Source organism: Salipiger sp. ABN3_019 (genome assembly GCF_056158605.1).
In genome coordinates this window covers 497,760-518,619 of record NZ_JBSWTP010000010.1, presented here as the reverse complement: position 1 = coordinate 518,619, position 20,860 = coordinate 497,760, and the positions used below count along the sequence as shown (strand labels likewise).

Annotated in this window: 20 protein-coding genes; 18 read left to right on the top strand and 2 right to left on the bottom strand. The window is 66.0% G+C overall.

Annotated elements, in window-relative coordinates:
- Positions 1 to 8: 8 nt before the first annotated feature.
- Entirely contained in the window at positions 9 to 941 is a 933-nt protein-coding gene (cbbR, locus tag ACXAD2_RS24420) for a LysR family regulator CbbR (RefSeq protein ID WP_475176313.1), read from the bottom strand.
- Between the two features lie 100 nt (positions 942 to 1,041).
- On the opposite strand from cbbR, the gene ACXAD2_RS24415 reads away from it, so the two are divergent.
- The 12 genes from ACXAD2_RS24415 (at position 1,042) to ACXAD2_RS24360 (ending at position 12,673) form a co-directional block, all read left to right on the top strand.
- A complete protein-coding gene (locus ACXAD2_RS24415; RefSeq protein WP_475176308.1) occupies positions 1,042 to 2,049 on the top strand; it encodes a class 1 fructose-bisphosphatase in 1,008 nt (335 codons plus the stop codon).
- 77 nt (positions 2,050 to 2,126) lie between these two features.
- Positions 2,127 to 2,999, top strand: coding sequence for a phosphoribulokinase (locus ACXAD2_RS24410; RefSeq protein WP_475176303.1), 873 nt, complete (start codon positions 2,127 to 2,129; stop codon positions 2,997 to 2,999).
- A gap of 14 nt (positions 3,000 to 3,013) precedes the next feature.
- Positions 3,014 to 4,996: a transketolase gene (gene tkt / locus ACXAD2_RS24405; protein WP_475176299.1), complete on the top strand. Its 1,983-nt coding sequence runs from the start codon at positions 3,014 to 3,016 to the stop codon at positions 4,994 to 4,996.
- A 19-nt stretch (positions 4,997 to 5,015) separates the two neighbouring features.
- Entirely contained in the window at positions 5,016 to 6,050 is a 1,035-nt protein-coding gene (gene gap / locus ACXAD2_RS24400; RefSeq protein ID WP_475176296.1) for a type I glyceraldehyde-3-phosphate dehydrogenase, read from the top strand.
- A 21-nt stretch (positions 6,051 to 6,071) separates the two neighbouring features.
- Positions 6,072 to 7,151 (top strand): class II fructose-bisphosphate aldolase, encoded by a 1,080-nt coding sequence (gene fba, locus ACXAD2_RS24395; protein WP_475176294.1) that lies wholly within the window; start codon positions 6,072 to 6,074, stop codon positions 7,149 to 7,151.
- Between the two features lie 26 nt (positions 7,152 to 7,177).
- Positions 7,178 to 8,638: a form I ribulose bisphosphate carboxylase large subunit gene (locus ACXAD2_RS24390; protein ID WP_066109366.1), complete on the top strand. Its 1,461-nt coding sequence runs from the start codon at positions 7,178 to 7,180 to the stop codon at positions 8,636 to 8,638.
- A complete protein-coding gene (locus tag ACXAD2_RS24385) occupies positions 8,635 to 8,760 on the top strand; it encodes a hypothetical protein (RefSeq protein WP_475176290.1) in 126 nt (41 codons plus the stop codon). The genes ACXAD2_RS24390 and ACXAD2_RS24385 overlap by 4 nt, the downstream gene beginning before the upstream one ends.
- A complete protein-coding gene (locus ACXAD2_RS24380; protein ID WP_066109363.1) occupies positions 8,757 to 9,176 on the top strand; it encodes a ribulose bisphosphate carboxylase small subunit in 420 nt (139 codons plus the stop codon). The genes ACXAD2_RS24385 and ACXAD2_RS24380 overlap by 4 nt, the downstream gene beginning before the upstream one ends.
- A gap of 123 nt (positions 9,177 to 9,299) precedes the next feature.
- Positions 9,300 to 10,262 carry a CbbX protein gene (gene cbbX / locus ACXAD2_RS24375; RefSeq protein WP_475176284.1) on the top strand — a complete coding sequence of 321 codons (963 nt, stop codon included), beginning with the start codon at positions 9,300 to 9,302 and terminating at the stop codon, positions 10,260 to 10,262.
- Positions 10,263 to 10,353: 91 nt separating this feature from the next.
- Positions 10,354 to 11,061, top strand: coding sequence for a ribulose-phosphate 3-epimerase (gene rpe, locus ACXAD2_RS24370; RefSeq protein ID WP_475176279.1), 708 nt, complete (start codon positions 10,354 to 10,356; stop codon positions 11,059 to 11,061).
- Positions 11,062 to 11,076: 15 nt separating this feature from the next.
- The gene (locus ACXAD2_RS24365; protein WP_475176276.1) at positions 11,077 to 11,631 is read left to right on the top strand and encodes a thioredoxin family protein; all 555 of its coding nucleotides are present in this window, start codon (positions 11,077 to 11,079) and stop codon (positions 11,629 to 11,631) included.
- A 154-nt stretch (positions 11,632 to 11,785) separates the two neighbouring features.
- Positions 11,786 to 12,673 (top strand): DMT family transporter, encoded by an 888-nt coding sequence (locus ACXAD2_RS24360; protein ID WP_475176272.1) that lies wholly within the window; start codon positions 11,786 to 11,788, stop codon positions 12,671 to 12,673.
- Here ACXAD2_RS24360 and ACXAD2_RS24355 read toward each other — a convergent pair.
- Positions 12,670 to 13,599 carry a LysR substrate-binding domain-containing protein gene (locus ACXAD2_RS24355; protein WP_475176268.1) on the bottom strand — a complete coding sequence of 310 codons (930 nt, stop codon included), beginning with the start codon at positions 13,597 to 13,599 and terminating at the stop codon, positions 12,670 to 12,672. The two genes, ACXAD2_RS24360 and ACXAD2_RS24355, sit on opposite strands and share 4 nt — an antisense overlap.
- 191 nt (positions 13,600 to 13,790) lie before the next feature.
- Here ACXAD2_RS24355 and ACXAD2_RS24350 point away from each other — a divergent pair, with 191 nt between their 5' ends.
- The 6 genes from ACXAD2_RS24350 (at position 13,791) to ACXAD2_RS24325 (ending at position 20,831) form a co-directional block, all read left to right on the top strand.
- On the top strand, positions 13,791 to 15,290 hold the full coding sequence (locus tag ACXAD2_RS24350) for an ABC transporter substrate-binding protein (RefSeq protein WP_475176265.1): 1,500 nt from the start codon (positions 13,791 to 13,793) through the stop codon (positions 15,288 to 15,290).
- 69 nt (positions 15,291 to 15,359) lie between these two features.
- Positions 15,360 to 16,274 carry an ABC transporter permease gene (locus ACXAD2_RS24345; protein WP_164183158.1) on the top strand — a complete coding sequence of 305 codons (915 nt, stop codon included), beginning with the start codon at positions 15,360 to 15,362 and terminating at the stop codon, positions 16,272 to 16,274.
- Between the two features lie 33 nt (positions 16,275 to 16,307).
- Complete coding sequence (locus ACXAD2_RS24340) at positions 16,308 to 17,201, top strand: ABC transporter permease (protein ID WP_224905063.1); 894 nt, start codon at positions 16,308 to 16,310, stop codon at positions 17,199 to 17,201.
- Complete coding sequence (locus tag ACXAD2_RS24335; RefSeq protein ID WP_475176256.1) at positions 17,198 to 18,829, top strand: ABC transporter ATP-binding protein; 1,632 nt, start codon at positions 17,198 to 17,200, stop codon at positions 18,827 to 18,829. The genes ACXAD2_RS24340 and ACXAD2_RS24335 overlap by 4 nt, the downstream gene beginning before the upstream one ends.
- On the top strand, positions 18,826 to 19,794 hold the full coding sequence (locus tag ACXAD2_RS24330) for a 2-hydroxyacid dehydrogenase (protein ID WP_475176254.1): 969 nt from the start codon (positions 18,826 to 18,828) through the stop codon (positions 19,792 to 19,794). Before ACXAD2_RS24335 ends, ACXAD2_RS24330 begins: the two co-directional genes overlap by 4 nt.
- Positions 19,791 to 20,831: a DUF475 domain-containing protein gene (locus ACXAD2_RS24325; protein WP_475176251.1), complete on the top strand. Its 1,041-nt coding sequence runs from the start codon at positions 19,791 to 19,793 to the stop codon at positions 20,829 to 20,831. The genes ACXAD2_RS24330 and ACXAD2_RS24325 overlap by 4 nt, the downstream gene beginning before the upstream one ends.
- Positions 20,832 to 20,860 lie beyond the last annotated feature (29 nt).

Genomic DNA, 20,860 nt, shown 5'->3' with positions numbered 1-20,860 from the left:
TCACCCGATCACGCGACCGGCCAACTGGGCAGGAACCCGGCGCGCTCGGCGGCGATGAAATCCCAGACGGTGCGCGCAGCGCCAGTTATGGGCATGTCGGCGCGGTGCAGCAGGAACCAGTGGCGCATGATCGGCAGGCCGGGCAAATCCAGCGTGACCAGCCGCCCGCTGCGCAACTCCTCGGCGACCGTGTGATACGAGATGAGCGCGATCCCCAGCCCGGCGATCACCGCCTGCTTGATCGTCTCGTTGGAGTTCATCTCGGCGCGCGCATAGGGTTTGCCCTCGCCGATCCGGTCGAGAAAGCGGGTGGCGAGGATGCGCGTCCCCGACCCCGGCTCGCGCATCAGGATCATGTCGCTCAGCACCTCCTCGGCGGTGATCTCGGCGCGGCCCGCAAGCGGATGGTCGGGCGGCGCGATCAGCACATGCGGGTGATCGCCGATCGACAGCGCCTCGACCGCGGGCTCGCGCGGCGGACGCCCCATGATCGCCAGATCCAGCGCCCCGTCCTGCAGCGCCGCGATGATCCGGTCGCGGTTGCCGACCTCAAGGACGATCTCGATCTCGGGGCAGGCCTTGCGCAGCCGCGCGACGATCCCGGGGGCGAAATACTTGCCGGTCGAGACCACCCCCAGAACCACGCTGCCCGCCATGCCCTTTTGCAGCGCGTCGATTTGCTGCAGCGCCCGGCGAAACCCCGCCTCTGCCGTCTCCCACGCCTGCAAAAGCGCCGCGCCCTCGGGCGTGGCATGGAATTTTCCCGCCCCTGCCCGCGTCAGCAGGACGCATCCGAAAGTCTGATCCAAGGCCTTCAACTGGCTGTGCACCGCCGGGGCCGTCAGCCCGAGCTCTTCGGCCGCGCGCGAAATAGACCCTGTTCTTTCAACAGCTTCCAGAGAGCGCAACTGTTTCAGCGTCAGCGAGGCAAGTCGGCGCATTAAATTTCCTCTAATTTGAAGTCAGAAATTTTAAATTTTCTAACAAGCTCACATCGCCAAGATCAAGGCCACGTCACCCGTCGAGGAGGAGGAGGCCTTGATGACCGACACGAACGCATTCCCAGCGGAGGCGCCGATCCCGGATGCCCTGCGCCCGGCTCTCGAGGCCGTTGGCCGGGTCGCCCGCGACCTTGCCCACCGCATCGCCCGCGGCCCGCTCGACGGGCAGATGGCGGCGCATGTGGGCGACAACACCGATGGCGACGCGCAAAAGGCGCTCGACCTCATCGCCGACGAGGCCTTCGCCGAGGCGATGCGCGGCACCGGTGTGCGCTGGTACGCCTCGGAAGAGCGCGCCGATGTGCAGCTTATCGACTCCGAGGGCACGCTGGCGCTGGCCATCGACCCGCTCGACGGCTCGTCGAATATCGAAACCAACGTCTCGATCGGCACGATTTTCTCCCTCCGTGCCGCCCGCGAGACCGGGGCGGAGACCTTCCTCCGCCCCGGACACGAACAACTGGCCGCGGGCTATGTGATCTACGGCCCGCAGGTGATGCTGATGCTGAGCTTCGGCGATGCGCTGCAGCACCATATCCTCGATCCCGAGACCGGGCGTTTCACCCTGCTCAGCGGTGCCGTCGCCGTCGATGGCGGCAGCACCGAGTTTGCCATCAACGCCTCGAACTACCGTCACTGGTCGAAGCCGATCCGCGCCTATATCGACGACTGCCTCGCCGGCGCCGAGGGGCCGCGCGCCTGCAATTTCAACATGCGCTGGATCGCCTCGCTGGTGGCCGAGACGCACCGCATCCTGATGCGCGGCGGGCTGTTTCTCTACCCCGCCGACGCCCGCCCCGGCTATGAGGCCGGACGGCTGCGCATGGTCTATGAATGCGCCCCGATCGCCCTGCTGATCGAGGCCGCGCAGGGCCATGCCACCGATGGCACCACACGCATCCTCGACCTGATCCCCGACAGCCTGCACGCCCGCACGCCCTTTGTCTTCGGCTCGGCGGGCAAGGTGGATCACGTCGCCGCCTACCACGACCTGCCCGATCAGGAGGTCTCTGCCCTCTTCGGCAACCGCGGCCTGTTCCGCGCCTGAGCCGAAGCCTGAGCCGAAGCCTGAGCCCAAACCTGAGCCTGCGTCCCAGACCCGAGATTCACGGAACCCAAAGACCCATGAGCAAGAAGCATCCCATCATCTCAGTCACCGGCTCTTCGGGCGCGGGCACGACCACGGTCAAGGCGACCTTCGACCAGATCTTCCGCCGCGAGGGGATCACCGCCGTCAGCATCGAGGGCGACGCCTTCCACCGCTACAACCGCGCCGACATGAAGGCCGAACTGGAGGCGCGGAAGTCTTCCGGGGATGAGACCTTCTCGCATTTTTCCTATGATGCCAATGAGCTGGGGGAGCTGGAAGAGATTTTCCGCACCTATGGCGAGACCGGCACCGGGCGCACCCGTCACTATGTGCACGACGACGATGAAGCCGCGCGCTGGAACACCCCGCCGGGCAATTTCACCGACTGGGAGAGCTTTGACGAGGGCAGCGACCTGCTGTTTTACGAGGGGCTGCATGGCGCGGTGGCGAATGACGCGGTGAACCTCGCGGCGCTGGCGGATCTCAAGATCGGCGTGGTGCCGGTGATCAACCTTGAATGGATCCAGAAGATTTACCGCGACAAGGCCAGCCGCGGCTACACCACCGAGGCGGTGACAGACACCATCCTGCGCCGGATGCACGCCTATGTGCACTGCATCTGCCCGCAGTTCATCCAGACCGACGTGAACTTCCAGCGCGTGCCGGTGGTCGACACCTCCGACCCGTTCATCGCGCGCTGGATCCCCACCGCCGACGAGAGCCTCGTGGTGATCCGCTTCCGCAACCCGCGCGGCATCGATTTCCCGTATCTCACCTCGATGATCCAGAACAGCTGGATGAGCCGCGCCAATTCCATCGTGATCCCCGGCGGCAAGATGGATCTGGCGATGCAACTCATCTTCACGCCCATGGTCCAGCGCCTCGTGACCGAGAGCAAGCGCGCCTGATTGGAGGAGACGACATGAACGTTCAGACCAAGGTCACCGCCACCGAAGACCTGATGGCCAATGCGATCCGCGCGCTGACCATGGACGCGGTGCAGCAGGCGAACTCGGGGCATCCCGGCGCGCCGATGGGCATGGCGGATGTGGCGACGGTGCTGTTCAACCGCTTCATCACGCTCGATCCCAAGACCCACCTCTGGCCCGACCGCGACCGTTTCGTGATGAGCGCCGGGCACGGCTCGATGCTGGTCTATGCGATCCACCATCTGCTCGGCTATGACGACATGCCGATCGAAGAGATCAAACGGTTCCGCCAGCTTGGCTCGCGCACCGCAGGCCATCCGGAATACGGCCACGCCAAGGGCATAGAGACCACCACCGGCCCGCTCGGTCAGGGTATCTCGACCGCCGTCGGCATGGCGCTGGCCGAGCGCATGCTGAACGCCCGTTTCGGCGATGCGCTGATGGACCATTACACCTATGTCATCGCCGGGGACGGCTGCCTGATGGAGGGCATCAGCCACGAGGCCATCGACCTTGCCGGCCACCTGAGCCTGTCGCGGCTGATCCTGCTCTGGGACGACAACCGCATCACCATCGACGGCAGCACCGAGCTATCGACCTCGACCGACCAGCAGGCGCGCTTCCGCGCCGCGGGCTGGCATCTGCAGGCGGTGGACGGCCACGACAAGGAAGCCATCGCCGCCGCCATCGAAATCGCCCGCGCCGATGACCGGCCCTCGATGATCGCCTGCCGCACGGTGATCGGTTACGGCGCGCCCAACAAGCAGGGCTCGCATGACGTGCATGGTGCCCCGCTGGGGGCCGAAGAAATCGCCGCCGCGCGCGAGGCGCTTGACTGGTCCCTCCCGGCCTTCGAGATCCCGCCCGAGGTCACGGACGCATGGCGCGCCGTGGCCGCGCGCGGCGGCGAGGCGCGGCGGGCCTGGACCCGCAGGCTCGGGGACGACCCGCAGGCCGAGGCCTTCCGCGCCGCGTTTGCCCCGGTGGATGCCAAGGCGCTCGATGCCGCCATCAACGCCTATAAGCATCGCCTTTCGCAGGACGCCCCCAAGGTGGCGACCCGCAGGGCCAGCGAGATGGCGCTCGAGGTGGTCAACGGCACGCTGCCCAACACCGTCGGCGGCTCGGCGGATCTCACCGGCTCGAACAACACCCGCACCAAGGGCATGCGCCCGGTGAGCGCCGCCGATTACTCGGGCGATTACATCCACTATGGCATCCGCGAGCATGGCATGGCTGCGGCGATGAACGGCATCGCCCTGCACGGCGGGCTGAAGCCCTACGGCGGCACGTTCCTCGCCTTCGCCGACTACTGCCGCCCGGCGATGCGGCTCTCGGCGCTGATGGGTGTGCCGGTCGCCTATGTGATGACCCATGACAGCATCGGCCTCGGCGAGGATGGCCCGACGCACCAGCCGGTCGAGACCATCGCCAGCCTGCGCGCCATGCCGAACATGCTGGTGTTCCGCCCCGCCGACGCGGTGGAGACCGCCGAAGCTTGGGCGCTGGCGATGGCGCAGAGCCGCACGCCCTCGGTGCTGTGCCTGTCGCGGCAGGGGCTGCCCACCGTGCGCAGCCGCCATGTAGAGACGAACCTCACCGCCCGCGGCGCCTATGTGCTGAAGGGCCCCGCCCAGCGCGACGTGACGCTCATCGCCACCGGCTCCGAGGTCGAACTGGCGCTCGCCGCCGCCGATCTTCTGGCCGAGGAAGGCGTCAGCGCCGCGGTGGTCTCGGCCCCCTGCTTCGAGCTTTTCGAGCAGCAGCCGCCCGAGTACCGCGCCGAGATCCTCGGCGAGGCGCCGCGCATCGGCATCGAGGCCGCGGTCCGGCAAGGCTGGTGTCTCATGCTGCGCCCCGCGGACGGCTTTGTCGGCATGACCGGCTTTGGCGCCTCGGCCCCCGCACCGGACCTCTACCGCCATTTCGGCATCACCGCAGAGGCGGTCGCCCGCCTCGCCAAGAACCTGCAGTAAATCAGGAAAAGGATCAGGGATGACAGTCAGGGTTGCCATAAACGGCTTCGGCCGTATCGGGAGAAATGTGCTCCGCGCCATCGCGGAATTGGGCCGCACCGACATTGAGGTGGTCGCCATCAACGATCTCGGCCCGGTGGAGACCAACGCCCATCTGCTGCGCTTCGACAGCGTGCACGGGCGCTTTCCCGGCGAGGTGACGGTGCGCGGCAGCAGCATCGACCTTGGCCGCGGGCCGATCGAAGTGACCGCCCTGCGCAACCCCGCGGATTTGCCGTGGGAGGGCGTCGACGTGGCGCTCGAATGCACCGGCATCTTCACCGACCGCGACAAGGCGGCGCTGCATCTGCAGAACGGATCAAAGCGCGTGCTGGTCTCGGCCCCCGCCTCGGGCGTCGACAAGACCGTGGTCTTTGGCGTGAACCATCGCGAGCTGCGTCCCGAGCATGTGGTCGTCTCGAATGCCTCCTGCACCACCAATTGCCTCTCGCCGGTGGCCAAGGCGCTGAACGACGCCATCGGCATCGAAAAGGGCTTCATGACCACGATCCACAGCTACACCGGCGATCAGCCGACGCTGGATACGATGCATAAGGACCTCTACCGCGCCCGCGCCGCCGCGCAGTCGATGATCCCCACCAGCACCGGTGCCGCCAAGGCCGTGGGCCTTGTGCTGCCCGAGCTCAATGGCAAGCTCGACGGCGTGGCGATCCGCGTGCCCACACCGAACGTGTCGGTGGTCGATCTGGTGTTCGAGGCGGCCTGCGACACCACGGTCGATGAGGTCAACGCCGCGATCCGCGCCGCCGCCGACGGGCCGCTCAAGGGCGTGCTGGGCTACACCGATCAGCCCAATGTCTCGACCGATTTCAACCACGACCCGCACAGCTCGGTGTTCCACATGGACCAGACCAAAGTCATGGCCGGGCGGATGGTGCGGATCCTGTCCTGGTACGACAACGAATGGGGCTTTTCCAACCGCATGGCCGACACCGCCGTGGCGATGGGCAAGCTCATCGGCGCCGAGGCCCCCGCCTCGCTGCAAGACGCCTGATCCCCGAAGGGAGGAGACCCAATGCCACTTATCACCCTGAGACAGCTTCTGGATCACGCCGCCGAACAGGGCTACGGCGTGCCCGCCTTCAACATCAACAACATGGAGCAGGGTCTGGCGATCCTGCGCGCCGCCGAGGCTTGCGATGCGCCGGTGATCCTGCAGGCCAGCCGCGGCGCGCGCCTCTACGCCGGAGATATCATGCTGCGCCACATGGTCGAAGCGCTGGCGGAAATGTACCCGCGCAATCCGATCGTGCTGCATCAGGACCACGGCAACAACGACGCCACCTGCCTCTCGGCGATCCGCCACGGCTTCACCTCGGTGATGATGGACGGCTCCCTCGAAGAGGATATGAAGACCCCCGCGTCTTACGACTACAACGTCGAGATCACCGCGCGGGTCACCCGCGCCGCCCATGCCGTCGGCGCCAGCGTCGAAGGAGAGCTGGGCGTACTGGGCTCGCTGGAAACCGGCGAGGCGGCGGCCGAGGATGGCTCGGGCGCGGAAGGCAAGCTCGACCACTCGCAGCTGCTCACCGATCCCGATCAGGCGGTGGACTTCGTGCTCGCCACCCAATGCGACGCGCTCGCCATCGCCTGCGGCACCAGCCATGGCGCCTATAAGTTCACCCGCGCCCCCGATGGCGACATCCTGTCGATGAAGACCATCGCCGCGATCCACGAAAAGCTGCCCGACACGCATCTTGTCATGCATGGCTCCAGTTCGGTGCCGCAGCATCTGCAGGACCTGATCAACGCAAGCGGCGGGCATATGCCGCAGACCTACGGCGTGCCGGTGGAGGAGATCGAGCGCGGCATCCGCATGGGCGTGCGCAAGGTGAATATCGACACCGACTGCCGCATGGCGATGACCGGCCAGTTCCGCAAAGTGGCGATGGACAAGCCCGAGGAGTTCGACCCGCGCAAGTTCATGATCCCCGCGATGAAGGAACTCGAAGCGCTCTGCACCGACCGTTTCGAGCGCTTCGGCACCGCCGGTCAGGCCGGAAAGATCACCCCGATCAGCCTCGACGACATGGCCCGCCGCTACGCCAGCGGCGCGCTCGCCCCCCGCATCGCCGCCGACCGCGCGGCCTGAGACATCCTGAGGAGGAGGACCACCCCATGAACGACATGTCCACAGTCACCGACGCCAAGAAGCGCTACTCCGCTGGCGTGATGAAATACGCCCAGATGGGCTATTGGGAGCCGGACTACACCCCCGCCGACACCGACATCATCGCGCTCTTCCGGATCACGCCTCAGGATGGCGTTGACCCGGTCGAAGCCGCCGCCGCCGTCGCTGGCGAAAGCTCCACCGCCACTTGGACCGTGGTCTGGACCGACCGGCTCACCAACTGCGAAAAATACCGCGCCAAGGCCTACCGCGTCGATCCGGTGCCCAACTCCGAAGGCGAGTTCTTTGCCTATATCGCCTATGACCTCGATCTCTTCGAGCCGGGCAGCATCGCCAATCTCACCGCCTCGATCATCGGCAATGTGTTTGGCTTCAAGCCGCTCAAGGCCCTGCGGCTCGAGGACATGCGGCTGCCGGTCGCCTATGTGAAGACCTTTCAGGGCCCCGCCACCGGCATCGTCGTCGAGCGCGAGCGGCTCAACGCCTACGGCCGCCCGCTGCTGGGCGCCACGGTGAAGCCCAAGCTCGGTCTCTCGGGCCGCAACTATGGCCGTGTGGTCTATGAGGCGCTGAAGGGCGGGCTCGACTTCACCAAGGACGACGAGAACATCAACAGCCAGCCCTTCATGCATTGGCGCGACCGCTTCCTCTACTGCATGGAAGCGGTGGCCCGCGCCTCTGCCGCCACCGGCGAGGTGAAGGGCACCTATCTCAACGTCACCGCCGGCACGATGGAAGAGATGTACGCCCGCGCCGAGTTCGCCAAGTCGCTGGGCTCGGTGATCATCATGATCGATCTGGTGATCGGCTATACCGCGATCCAGTCCATGGCGAAATGGGCGCGCGACAACGATATGATCCTGCACCTGCACCGCGCCGGGCATTCGACCTACACCCGCCAGCGCAGCCACGGCGTGTCGTTCCGCGTCATCGCCAAATGGATGCGCCTTGCCGGGGTCGATCACCTGCACGCGGGCACCGTGGTCGGCAAGCTCGAGGGCGATCCGGCCACCACCAAAGGGTACTACGACATCTTCCGCGAAGAGCGGAACCCGATGGCGCTCGAGAATGGCATCTTCTTCGATCAGGACTGGGCCTCGCTCAACAAGATGATGCCCGTCGCCTCGGGCGGCATCCACGCCGGGCAGATGCACCAGCTGCTGACGTATCTTGGCGAGGACGTGGTGCTGCAGTTCGGCGGCGGCACCATCGGCCACCCGCATGGCATCGAGGCCGGGGCGACGGCGAACCGCGTGGCGCTCGAGGCGATGGTCTTTGCCCGCAACGCCGGGCGCGACATCTGGAACGAGGGGCCGGATATCCTGCGCGATGCCGCGCGCAGCTGCACCCCGCTCAAGCAGGCGCTCGATACCTGGAAGGACGTCAGCTTCAACTACGCCTCCACCGACGCGCCCGACTTCGCGCCGACCCCCGAGGTCTCGGCATGAGCCGCCTGCCCCTCGCCCCGGGCGCCGCGCCGCCCCTGCCGCTGGCGCATGCGCCCTCGGCCCCTCATCCCACCACGCTGCCGCCCCGGCAGAGCCAGATCGCCAAAGGAGATCCCCGATGAAACTGAGACAAGGCCAGTTCAGCTTCCTGCCCGACCTGACGGACGACGACATCCACGCGCAGGCCCAATACGCCATCGACAACGGCTGGGCCGTATCGGTCGAATACACCGACGATCCGCACCCACGGAATACCTACTGGGAGATGTGGGGCCACCCGATGTTCGACAATCCAGACGCCGCCGCCGTGGTCTTCGAGGTCAATGAGTGCCGCAAGGAACATGGCGGGAAATACATCCGCGTCATCGCCTTCGACAGTTCCGCCGGATGGGAGTCGATCCGCATGAGCTTCATTGCGGGCCGCCCCGCCGAAGAGCCCGGCTTCCGCGTCGTGCGCCAAGAGGGCGAGGGCCGCAGCATCCGCTATACGATCGAAAGCTATGCCGTGCGCGAGCCCGAGGGCCGCCGCTACGCCTGAACGCGTTTACACCCGTGCCCTTCCCGCGCCCGAACCTCCTTGGGCGCGGGCAGCGGGGCGTCCTCTTCCAGTCCAAGCAGGACGCCCCACCCCAGCCGCAGCCCCCCGAGTTCGGAGCCCGAGATGACCGAGACCCCGCAGACTGAGACCGAACCAGCCCCCACTGAACACCCCGAGCGCCCCACCACCGTCGATCTTGCCGCCGCCTTCGAGGGCAGCGGCGTGCGCGAGGTGCTGGCCGAGCTTGACGAGACGATGATCGGCCTCGCCCCGGTCAAGGCGCGCATCCGCGAAACTGCCGCGCTGCTGCTGGTCGACAAGGCGCGCCGCCAGTTGGGGCTCGCCACCGAAACGCCGACCCTGCACATGTCCTTCACCGGCAACCCCGGCACCGGCAAGACCACCGTGGCGCTGAAGATGGCCGACCTGCTGCACCGCTTGGGCTACGTGCGCAAAGGCCATCTCGTCACCGTCACCCGCGACGACCTCGTGGGCCAATACATCGGCCACACCGCCCCCAAGACCAAGGAAGTGCTGAAAAAGGCCATGGGCGGCGTGCTCTTCATCGACGAGGCCTATTACCTCTACCGCCCAGAGAACGAGCGCGACTACGGGCAGGAGGCGATCGAGATCCTGCTGCAGGTGATGGAGAACAACCGCGACGATCTGGTGGTGATCCTCGCCGGCTACGCCGATCGCATGGACCGCTTCTTCGAAAGCAACCCCGGCTTTCGCTCGCGCATCGCCCATCACATCGAGTTTCCCGACTACAGCGACGACGAGCTTCTGCAGATCTCGCAGATCATGCTGGGCGCGCAGAACTACGCGTTCGACGATGCGGCGCGCGCCGCCATGGCCGACTATATCACCGCCCGCCGCGGCCAGCCGCATTTCGCCAACGCCCGCTCGATCCGCAACGCGCTCGACCGCGCCCGGCTGCGGCAGGCCAACCGGCTGTTCAACGAGGCGAAAGGCCCGCTCGGCGCCGAAGCGCTTTCGACCATCACCGAGGCGGATCTGCGCAGCTCACGCGTTTTCCGCGGCGGCCTCGACGTGGATCGCCGCGTGCCGCAGGCCGCCGAATAGCCGCTTCGTCTAGATCGAAATATCCCGGGGGGCCCGCCGCAGGCGGGTGGGGGCAGCGCCCCCTCCCCCGCTCACCCCAAGGAGCCCGACCATGCCCTTCGACCGCAGCGTGAAAATCGCCCCCTCCATCCTCTCCGCCGATTTCGCCAACTTCGGGCAGGAAATCCGCGCCGTCGAAGCACAAGGCGCCGACTGGATCCATGTGGATGTGATGGACGGGCACTTCGTGCCGAACCTCACCTTTGGCCCGCCGCTGGTGAAGGCGATCCGCCCGCATATCTCGACGGTGATGGACGTGCATCTGATGATCGCCCCGGTCGATCCCTATATCGAGGCCTTCGCCGAGGCTGGCGCGGATGTGATCACCGCCCATCTGGAGGCCGGGCCGCACAGCCACCGCACCCTTCAGGCGATCCGCGCCAGCGGCGCCAAGGCGGGGCTTGCACTCAACCCCGGCACCCCGGTCGAGGCCGCCGCGCCGCTGCTGGACCTGTGCGATCTCATCTGCCTGATGACCGTCAACCCCGGCTTCGGCGGGCAGAAATTCATCCACTCTCAGCTGGCGCAGATCGCCAAGCTGCGCGAGATGATCGGTGATCGCGAGATCCACATCCAGATCGACGGCGGTGTCGATCCCAAGACCGCCCCGCTGGTCACGAAAGCGGGAGCCGATGTGCTTGTGGCAGGCTCGGCGGTGTTCCGAGGTGGATCGGTCTCGGACCCCGCCCCATATGGAGAGAACATCCGGGCGATCCGCGCCGCCGCGACAGCCGCGACCGGGGCGCGCTCGGCGGCCTGACCAGAGGAGTTTTCCATGCCCGTCTCTCCCCCTGTCTGCGATTTCGGCTGGCCCGCGCCGGGCTTTTCCCTGCCCGCCACCGACGGCAAGACCTACAGCCTCGAAGAGCTTCGCGGCCCCAAGGGCACGCTGATCATCTTCATCTGCAACCACTGTCCCTATGTGCTGGCGGTGATCGACCGGATCATTCTCGACGCGACCGAGCTGCGCGAGCATGGCATCCACACCGTTGCGATCAGCGCCAATGACGCCGCAAGCTACCCGGCGGACAGTTTCGAGAACATGAAAAAGATGGCGCAGGACAAGGCCTTCCCCTTCCCCTACCTCTATGACGAGAGCCAGCAGGTCGCCCGCGCCTATGATGCCGCCTGCACGCCGGATTTCTTCGGTTTCGATGCGGCCCTTGGCCTGCAATACCGCGGCAGGCTCGACGCGTCGCGCAAGGAGGCCGCCCCCGAAGGCACCCGCCGCGATCTCTTTGAGGCGATGAAACAGGTCGCCGAATTTGGCAGCGGCCCGCTCGATCAGATCCCCTCGATGGGCTGCTCGATCAAGTGGAAGGCCGCCTGACGGCCTTTCCAGCGCCGCGCTGAGCCGGAGCCGTTTCAAACCGGGGGCGCGCCGACGCAGCGCGCCCCCGGCACGGCTTGACAATCCCGCCCGCTCTGGACGACGGTCCCGCTCCGGATGGAGGACGCGCCAAAACGGCGGCGCGGCGGGACGGATGACAGCAAGCTGGACAAGGTTTTCGCGGCAGAACCAGCCGCTGGTGGGCATTCTGCTCATGTTGCTCGCCTCGGCGTGCGGCGCGGTCGATTCCGTTCTTGTTCGGCAATTGGCGGGCGAGGTGCACCCTTTCGTCATGGGCTTCACCCGCGCGCTCTTTGGCTTGCTGGTGGTGCTGCCGTGGCTGCTGTCACGACCGGGCATCTTGCAGACCGAATACCGGCTGCGCCACGTCCTGCGGGCCGCGCTGAAGCTGGCCTCGGTGATCGCCTTCTTCTGCGCCTTTGCCGCGGCGCCGCTGGCGGATGTGACGGCCATCGCCTTCGCCTCGCCGATCTTCGTCACGCTGGGGGCTTGGGTCTTTCTGGGCGAGCGCCCGCGCCCGGTGCGCATCCTTGCCGTGACGCTGGGCTTTGCGGGCGTGCTGATCGTGCTGCGTCCGGGCGCGGGGGATATCCCCCTCGGGCTGGGCTACGCGCTGATCGGCGCGCTGCTGGTGGCGGTGATCCAGCTGATCCTCAAGGGCATGGTGGCGCGCGACAGGACCGAGACGCTGGTGGCGTGGAACCTCATCGCCACGGTGCCGCTGGCGGCGATCCCGGCGCTGCTGGTCTGGCAAACGCCGACGCTGTCGCAATGGCTGCTGCTGGCGCTGCAGGGCGCGCTTGGCGCCGCGGCCATGACGCTGGCGACGCGCGCCTTTGCGCTGGCCGACGCCTCGCTGATCGTGCCCTTCGACTTCCTGCGCCTGCCCTTCGTGGCCGCCTTGGGCTATCTGTTCTTTGGGCAGGTGGTAACCGGCACCACATGGGCGGGCGGCATCGCCATTTTCGTCGCCACGCTGGTCATGGCCCATAGCGCAAGGCGCATCGGCGGCGCGCCCTAGGCCGCGCCCTGCCGCGCGGCTGCCTCGGATTGCAGCGCCGAGAGGATCGTGGCGCGCACCTTCTCGTTCAGCGGCGTGCCGCGGTTCGGCGCGATATTGAGATAGAGCGTCGAGTTGAACTCCTTCGGCGCATCGATCGCGCGGAAGACCACATTCTCCATCCGCATCGCCATGGCCGATTGCGGCACCAGCCCCACGCCAAGCCCCGCGTTCACCAGCGAAACGATGGTCTGGGTCTGGCTCACCTCCTGCACCGTCTCGGGCGTCACCCCGACGGTGGCGAAAAGCGCCCGGTGAATGTCTTTCAGAAAGCCGCCCCGCTCCGAGGAATAGCCGACAAAATCCACCCCCTTGAGGTCGCGCACGCTGAGATCCTGCTTCTCGCAAAGCGGGTGATCCTGCGGCAATGCCAGCAGGAAGGGCTCGCGCACCAGAAGGATATTCTCGATCTCCTGACCATGCGCCGTCGAGCGGGTGAGCCCGAGGTCGAGCTTGCCCGACTGCAGGCCTTCGGCGATCTCATAGCTCATCATCTCGATCGGCTCGAATTTCACCCCCGGCATCACCCGCTTCAGGGCGCAGGCGATCTGCGGCACGAAATGCAGGCTGGCCGAGGGCACAAAGCCCATCACCACATTGCCGACATCGCCGCGCTCGGCCTGCCGGGCGGTCAGCACCGCATATTCCGCGCGCTGCATCAGGTCGGTCGCGCTCTTGAGGAAACTCACGCCAGCAGGGGTCAGCCGCACCGACCTGTTCGACCGGTCAAAGAGCGTCAGTCCGATTCGATCCTCAAGCAGCTTGATCTGCCGCGACAAGGGCGGCTGCGTCATGTTGAGGCGCGCCGCGGCGCGGCGAAAGTTCAGCTCCTCCGCAACGGCGATGAAAAACCGAAGCTGGAAAAAATCGTATGATGCCTGAGCCATAGACAGTCCTCCCCGAAATGCCGCGCCTGCAATCAATTCAAGTATTGTATCATTTCAATCCAACTATGGAATATACAATCGCACCCTCAGGCGTATGGTTCTTTCACCTGCTCTCTCTCCATTGGGCGAGCGCGGGACAGTTTCAGCCGGTGCAGATCACCGGACAGACATGGTAATTTGGGAGGAGAACCATGACCTATCGGACCGGCCGCCTTGTCGCGGCCCTGCTCGCATCCACAATCGCCGGGCAGGCATTTGCGCAGGACGTCACCGTCGTTCTGTCGGAGGAACTCAACACCGTCGAGCCGTGCATGGCCACGCAGTCGAACGTCGGCCGCGTGCTGCTTCAGAACGTCTCCGAGACGCTGACCGAACTGGTGCCGGGCGAGGGTCTGCAGCCGCGTCTGGCCACCGAATGGGAGGACATGGGCAACGGCACATGGCGCTTCACACTGCGCGACGGGGTGAGCTTCTCGGACGGCACGAGCTTTGACGCCGAGGACGTCAAATTCTCGCTCGAGCGCAACCTTTCCGACAAATTCGTCTGCGAGACCGGTGCGAAATACTACGGCGGCATGGCGCTCAGCACCAATATCGTCGACGCGCACACCATCGAGATCACCAGCGATCCGGCGCAGCCGATCCTGCCGCTGCTGATGTCGACGCTGGCGGTGCTGCCGTCCGAGACCGACCCCGACGCCTTCACCGACACGCCGGTGGGCACCGGCCCTTATACGTTCGACGAATATGCCCGCGGCCAGCACATCAAACTGTCGGCGCGCGACGATTACTGGGGCGACGCGCCCGAGGTGAAGAACGCCACCTATCTCTTCCGCTCCGAAAGCGCCGTGCGGGCCGCAATGGTCGCGGCGGGCGAAGCGGACATCGCGCCGAACATCGCGCTGCAGGATGCCACCGACGATGGCACCGACCACGCCTATCCGAACTCGGAAACCGTCTACATGCGGCTCGACCTTTCGGCGGCCCCGCTGGATGACGTGCGGGTGCGGCAGGCGCTGAACTACGCGGTCGACAAAGAGGCCTTCGTCGGCACGATCCTCGCCGATGGCACGCTGCTGGCGACCGGCATGACCCCGCCGTCGACCATCGGCTACAACCACGATCTCACCCCCTACCCGTTCGATCCCGACAAGGCCAAGGGCCTGCTGGAAGCGGCGCAGAGCGACGGCGTCGACGTCGGCGCAGAGATCACCGTGATCGGCCGCCTCGAGAATTTCGCCAATGTGGTGGAGACGATGGAGGCGCTGACCTCGATGTGGCAGGACGTCGGCTTCAACGTCAAACTGCAGATGGTCGAAGTGGCCGAGTGGAACAAATACTACTCCAAGCCCTTCCCCGAGGACCTTGGCCCGACCATGGTCGAGGCGATGCACGACAACGCCAATGGCGATCCTGTCTTCTCGATGTTCAACAAATACGCCTCTGATGGCGTGCAGTCGGGCACTTCGGATCCGAAGCTGGACGAGATGATCACCAAGGCGACCACCGCAGCGGGCGACGAGCGCGAGGCGCTGTGGGAAGAGGTCTTTGCCTATATCCACGACGATCTCGTGGCGGATGTGTTCCTGTGGCACATGGTGGGCATGAGCCGCGTGAACGAGCGCCTCGACTTCACCCCGTCGATCCGCACGAACTCTGAACTGCAGCTTTCGCAGATCAGCTTCAAGTAAGGCCTCCGTCCGGGGGCGGCGCGCCCGCCCCCGGCACGGCCCTGACGCCACCGGACAATCGAGGCAGACATGCAATCCTTCCTTGGCAAACGCGCCGTCGCCAGTGCCATCTCGCTGGTCGGCCTGATCATCCTGGTCTTCTTCCTGTCACGCCTGACCGGAGACCCCACCGACCTTTACCTTCCCGTCGACGCATCGCTGGAGAGCCGTGAGCGGTTCCGCGAGATCAACGGGCTGAACGATCCCCTGCTCATCCAGTTCTTCCACTACATGGGCGATCTGCTGCGCTTCGACTTCGGAGACTCCATCCGCCGCTCGGAACCGGCGCTCGAGGCCGTGCTGCGCGGCTTTGGCTGGACGCTGCAACTGGCCGTGATCACCATGTCTCTGGTCACTGTCAGCGCCATTGTTCTGGGCTCGCTGGCCGCCTTCCACGTCGGCGGCATCTTCGACCGGATCGCCACGTTCTTCTCGCTCATCGGCGCCAGCGCGCCGGACTTCTGGGTCGCCATCGTCGCCATCGTGATCTTCTCGGTGGGTCTGGGCTGGCTGCCGACCTCCGGCACCGGCACGCCGTGGCACTGGGTGCTGCCCGTGGCGGTGCTGTTCATCCGGCCCTTCGGCCTGATCCTGCAGGTGGTGCGCGGCGCGATGATCACGGCGCTGCATGCCCCCTACGTGAAGACCGCCCGCGCCAAAGGCGTGCGCAATCGGCCGATCATCTTTGTGCACGCGCTGCGCAACGCATTGCTGCCGGTCATCACGGTGATCGGCGATCAGACCACGGCGATCCTCAACGGCGCGGTGGTGGTCGAAACCATCTTCGGCTTTCCGGGCATCGGCAAGCTGATGATCGACTCGATCCTGCAACGCGACTTCAACGTGATCCTCGCCGCGATCATGGTCACCGCCTTCGCCATCTTCCTTCTGAACCTGCTGATCGACATCCTCTACGCGGTGCTCGATCCCCGGATCCGGTACTGACCCATGGCCCTTGCAGAAACCGACACTCCGAAAATGACAAAGCCCACCCACCCCGCACTGACGATGGTGAGGATGCTCTGGCGGGACAAGTTCGCCTTCTTCTCGGCCCTCTTCCTGATCGTCATGGTGCTCTGCGCGCTGTTTGGCCCGATGTTCCTCGAAGACATCGCCACCAAGCAGAACCTGCGCGGACGCAACGCCCCGCCGTTCGATTTTTCGAAGGCATGGGTCTACTGGCTGGGCGGCGACGCCCTTGGCCGCCCGCTGCTGGCGCGCATCATCGTCGCCGCGCAGAACACGCTCTTCGTCGCCACCGGCGCGGTGATCTGCTCGCTGACCATTGGCACCACGCTGGGGATGATCGCCGGGTACTCGCGCAAGGTGACCTCGCAGATCATCATGCGACTGGCCGATGTGATCATGGCCTTCCCCTCGCTGCTACTGGCGGTGATCGTGCTCTACATGCTGCCGCCCTCGGTCGGGAACCTGATCGTCGTGCTGACCATCACCCGCATCCCGGTCTACCTGCGCACCGCGCGCGCCGAGGTGCTGGAGGTCCGCGGCCGGATGTTCGTGCAGGCGGCCACCGTCATGGGCGCCTCGACGCCGCGGATCGTGTTTCGCCACATCCTGCCGGTGATCCTGCCGACGCTGGTCACCATCGCCACGCTCGACTTCGCGCTGGTGGTGCTGGTGGAAAGCTCGCTCAGCTTTCTCGGCATCGGCATCCAGCCGCCCGAGATCACCTGGGGCCTGATGGTCAGCCAAGGCCGCCCTTACCTGACCTCCGCATGGTGGCTCAGCTTCTGGCCCGGCCTCGTGATCATCCTCACCACCCTGTCCCTCAACCTGCTCTCGAACTGGATGCGCACCGCGCTTGACCCGGTGCAGCGCTGGCGGCTCGAAATCGCAAGGAAGAAGCAATGACCGAACATCTTCTCGAAGTCCGCAACCTGTCGGTCGACTTCCACACGGCAGGCGGCACGGTCCACGCGGTGCGCAACGTCAGCTGGCACCTCGACAAGGGCGAGACGCTTGCCATCCTCGGCGAATCCGGCTCGGGCAAATCGGTCTCGGCCTCGGCCATCATGGACCTGATCGACATCCCCCCCGGCGAGATCGTCTCGGGCGAGATCCTGTTCAACGGCGAGAGCCTCTTTGCCATGACACAGGAGCAGCGGCGCGAGATCAACGGGCGCCGGATCGCGATGATCTTTCAGGACCCGCTGAGCCATCTGAACCCGGTCTACACCGTGGGCTTCCAGATCGCCGAGGCGATGACCACCCACGGCATCTCGAAGGACGAGGCGCGCCGCACCACGCTCGATCTGATGGAGCGCGTCGGCATCCCGAACGCCGAGGAAAAGATCGACGCCTACCCGCATCAGTTCTCGGGCGGGCAGCGCCAGCGCCTGATGATCGCCATGGCGCTTGCGGTGAAGCCCGACATCCTGATCGCCGACGAGCCGACCACGGCGCTCGACGTGACGGTGCAGGCGCAGATCCTCGCACTGCTTGAGGATCTACAGCGCGAAACCGGCATGGGGATGCTGCTGATCACCCATGACCTTGGCGTCGTGGCAGAGGTGGCCGACCGCGTGGTGGTGATGAACGCTGGCGAGATCGTCGAGAGCGGCAGCGCCGCGCAGGTCTACCGCAACCCGGTCCACCCCTACACCAAGAAGCTCATCGCCGCCGTCCCCGGCACCGGCGCGATGGCAGCGCCGCTCGCCACGGGGATCAAGCCGATCCTCGAGGTCAATCATGTGTCCAAGCATTACGGCGCCTTCGTCGCGCTCGAAGATGCCAGCCTGACGGTTCTGCCGGGCGAGACCGTGGCCATCGTCGGCGAAAGCGGCTCGGGCAAGTCGACGCTGGCCAAGACGCTGCTGCGCCTCGAAGAGGCCACCGGCGGCGAGGCGCTCTATCAGGGGCGCGATCTGCTGACCATGCCCCCGCGCGAGCTGTTCGACATCCGGCGCGAGGTGCAGATGATCTTTCAGGACCCGACCCAGTCGCTCAACCCGCGCATGTCGGTCTTTCAGATCATCGCCGAGGCCTTTGTCATCCACCCCGGCATTCTGCCCAAGCCGCAATGGCGCGACCGGGTGCGCGACCTGCTCGAGCATGTCGGCCTCAACGCCTCGCATATGGACCGCTACCCGCACCAGTTCTCGGGCGGCCAGCGGCAGCGCATCGCCATCGCCCGCGCCTTGGCGCTGGAGCCGAAGCTGATCATCTGCGACGAGGCCGTCTCGGCGCTCGATGTGTCGATCCAGGCGCAGGTGATCCACCTGCTGGAGCAGCTGCAGCAGGACTTTGGCCTGTCTTATCTTTTCATCGCCCACGATCTGCCGCTGGTGCGCGACTTTGCCCACCGCGTCGTGGTGATGCAGGGCGGGCGCATCGTCGAGCAAGGACCGGTTGCGCAGATTTTTGAAGCCCCACAACAGGATTACACCCGCAACCTCATGGCCGCGAGCCTGCATCCCGATCCCGAGATACAGGCAGACCGTCGCGCCGCGAGGCACCGCGCGCAGGAGGAAATGGCATGAAGAAACGTGATGTTCTGGTGGTCTACCCCGCCCGGCCCAAGGCCATGGCGCAGCTCGAAGAAAGCTACACCCTGCATCGCTACGACGAGGCAGACGACAAACAGGCCTTCCTTGCCGAATACGGCCCGCGCTGCGAGGCCATCGTCACCAACGGCCACGCCGCGCTGACCCGCGCGCATCTCGATCATCTGCCCAATCTGAAGATCGTCTGCTGCTCTTCCGCCGGGTTCGAACCCATCGACGTGGACGCGCTGCAGGAGCGTGGCATCTGGCTGACCAACAGTTCGGTCGCGCTCTGCGACGACGTGGCGGATATGGCGCTGCTGCTGACGCTGGCGACCCGGCGGCAGCTGGTGGCGGCGCATGAGTATGTGCGCTCGGGCGACTGGGGCCGCAAAGGCATGTACCCGCTGCTCTCTTCGATGAGCGGCAAGCGGGTGGGCATCGCCGGGATCGGCACCATCGGTCAGGCCATCGCGCGGCGGTTCGAGCCGCTGGGGCTGGAGATCGGCTATACCGCCCGCAGCGCCCGCGATCTGCCGTGGAGCTATTTCCCCGATGTGCAGGCGCTGGCGGAATGGGCCGACATCCTCGTCGCCATCGTGCCCGGCGGCGCTGCCACACAGGGCATGTTCAACAAGCCGGTGCTCGAGGCGCTTGGCCCCACGGGCAGCTTCATCAACGTGGCGCGCGGCAGCGTGGTGGACGAGCCCGCGCTGATCGAGGCGCTCTCCACCGGCAAGCTCGGCAGCGCCGCGCTCGACGTCTATCTCAATGAGCCCAACCCCAACCCGGCGCTGACGCAACTGCCCAATGTGACGCTCTATCCGCATCACGCCAGCGGCACGGTCGAGACCCGCGATGCCATGGCACAGACCGTGGTCGACAATCTCGCCGCCTTCTTTGCGGGCAAGCCCCTGCTCACCCCTGTCTTCGATCTGCCGGAAACCGCGGTAAGCCTATGAAATCGTCATTCTCTTATCTGCGTTGGCCGCTGGCCTTCACCGCAATCGGTCTGGCCCTGTCGTTCTGGCTGGGGCAGGCCACCACCGGCACGCTTTCGGGCGCGCTCACCTTTCTCGCCATCGGCGCGGTGCTGGCGGTGCTGGAGATCTCGCTCAGCTTCGACAACGCCATCGTCAATGCCAACAAGCTCAAGGACATGACCCCGCTGTGGCGGCAGCGCTTCCTGACATGGGGCATTCTGATCGCCGTCTTTGGGATGCGCATCGTCTTTCCGCTGGCGGTGGTGTCGGTCGCGGCCCGCATCGACCCGTGGTCGGCGCTGAAGCTCGCCGCCGCCGAGCCCGAGCAATACGCCCATGTCATGCATGAGGCGCACATCTCGATCGCGGCCTTCGGCGGCACCTTCCTGATGCTGGTGGCGCTGAGCTACTTCATCGATCAGGAGAAAGAGATCGACTGGGTGCGCGCGCTGGAGACCCGCCTGCGCGCCTGCGGAACGATCCGCGGGCTCGAGATCGCCGCGGTGCTCATGCTGGCGCTGGCCTTCTCCGCCGCGCTGCCGCAGGGCAAAAGCGCCGATTTCCTTTTCGCGGCGGTCTGCGGCATGGTCACCTTCGTCGGGGTCGATCTGCTGGGACAGGTGCTCGACCGCGCCGAAGACGCGCGCAACCTCGCGGCGGGCGGCGGCTTCGGGGCGTTCATGTATCTCGAGGTGCTGGACGCTTCGTTCAGCTTCGACGGCGTGATCGGGGCCTTCGCACTGACGCAGAACCTCTTCCTCATCGCCATCGGCCTTGGCATCGGCGCGTTCTACGTGCGGGGGATGACCATCATGCTGGTCGAGAAAGGCACGCTGGCCGAGTTCCGCTATCTCGAACACGGCGCCTTTTACTCGATCCTCGTGCTGTCGGTCATCATGTACACGCAGTCGCTGCTGCATGTGCCCGAACTGCTCACCGGACTCATCGGCGCGGTGCTGATCGGCCTCGCCCTCTGGTCCTCGATCCGCCACAACCGGCTCGAGGCTCGGGGCTGACAGCCGCACCCGCGCCCGCCGCAGGGCGC

Coding starts and splice junctions, on each gene's coding strand:
- cbbR (WP_475176313.1), bottom strand. CDS start 941: ATGCGCCGACTTGCCTCGCTGACGCTGAAACAGTTGCGCTCTCTGGAA.
- ACXAD2_RS24415 (WP_475176308.1), top strand. CDS start 1,042: ATGACCGACACGAACGCATTCCCAGCGGAGGCGCCGATCCCGGATGCC.
- ACXAD2_RS24410 (WP_475176303.1), top strand. CDS start 2,127: ATGAGCAAGAAGCATCCCATCATCTCAGTCACCGGCTCTTCGGGCGCG.
- tkt (WP_475176299.1), top strand. CDS start 3,014: ATGAACGTTCAGACCAAGGTCACCGCCACCGAAGACCTGATGGCCAAT.
- gap (WP_475176296.1), top strand. CDS start 5,016: ATGACAGTCAGGGTTGCCATAAACGGCTTCGGCCGTATCGGGAGAAAT.
- fba (WP_475176294.1), top strand. CDS start 6,072: ATGCCACTTATCACCCTGAGACAGCTTCTGGATCACGCCGCCGAACAG.
- ACXAD2_RS24390 (WP_066109366.1), top strand. CDS start 7,178: ATGAACGACATGTCCACAGTCACCGACGCCAAGAAGCGCTACTCCGCT.
- ACXAD2_RS24385 (WP_475176290.1), top strand. CDS start 8,635: ATGAGCCGCCTGCCCCTCGCCCCGGGCGCCGCGCCGCCCCTGCCGCTG.
- ACXAD2_RS24380 (WP_066109363.1), top strand. CDS start 8,757: ATGAAACTGAGACAAGGCCAGTTCAGCTTCCTGCCCGACCTGACGGAC.
- cbbX (WP_475176284.1), top strand. CDS start 9,300: ATGACCGAGACCCCGCAGACTGAGACCGAACCAGCCCCCACTGAACAC.
- rpe (WP_475176279.1), top strand. CDS start 10,354: ATGCCCTTCGACCGCAGCGTGAAAATCGCCCCCTCCATCCTCTCCGCC.
- ACXAD2_RS24365 (WP_475176276.1), top strand. CDS start 11,077: ATGCCCGTCTCTCCCCCTGTCTGCGATTTCGGCTGGCCCGCGCCGGGC.
- ACXAD2_RS24360 (WP_475176272.1), top strand. CDS start 11,786: ATGACAGCAAGCTGGACAAGGTTTTCGCGGCAGAACCAGCCGCTGGTG.
- ACXAD2_RS24355 (WP_475176268.1), bottom strand. CDS start 13,599: ATGGCTCAGGCATCATACGATTTTTTCCAGCTTCGGTTTTTCATCGCC.
- ACXAD2_RS24350 (WP_475176265.1), top strand. CDS start 13,791: ATGACCTATCGGACCGGCCGCCTTGTCGCGGCCCTGCTCGCATCCACA.
- ACXAD2_RS24345 (WP_164183158.1), top strand. CDS start 15,360: ATGCAATCCTTCCTTGGCAAACGCGCCGTCGCCAGTGCCATCTCGCTG.
- ACXAD2_RS24340 (WP_224905063.1), top strand. CDS start 16,308: ATGACAAAGCCCACCCACCCCGCACTGACGATGGTGAGGATGCTCTGG.
- ACXAD2_RS24335 (WP_475176256.1), top strand. CDS start 17,198: ATGACCGAACATCTTCTCGAAGTCCGCAACCTGTCGGTCGACTTCCAC.
- ACXAD2_RS24330 (WP_475176254.1), top strand. CDS start 18,826: ATGAAGAAACGTGATGTTCTGGTGGTCTACCCCGCCCGGCCCAAGGCC.
- ACXAD2_RS24325 (WP_475176251.1), top strand. CDS start 19,791: ATGAAATCGTCATTCTCTTATCTGCGTTGGCCGCTGGCCTTCACCGCA.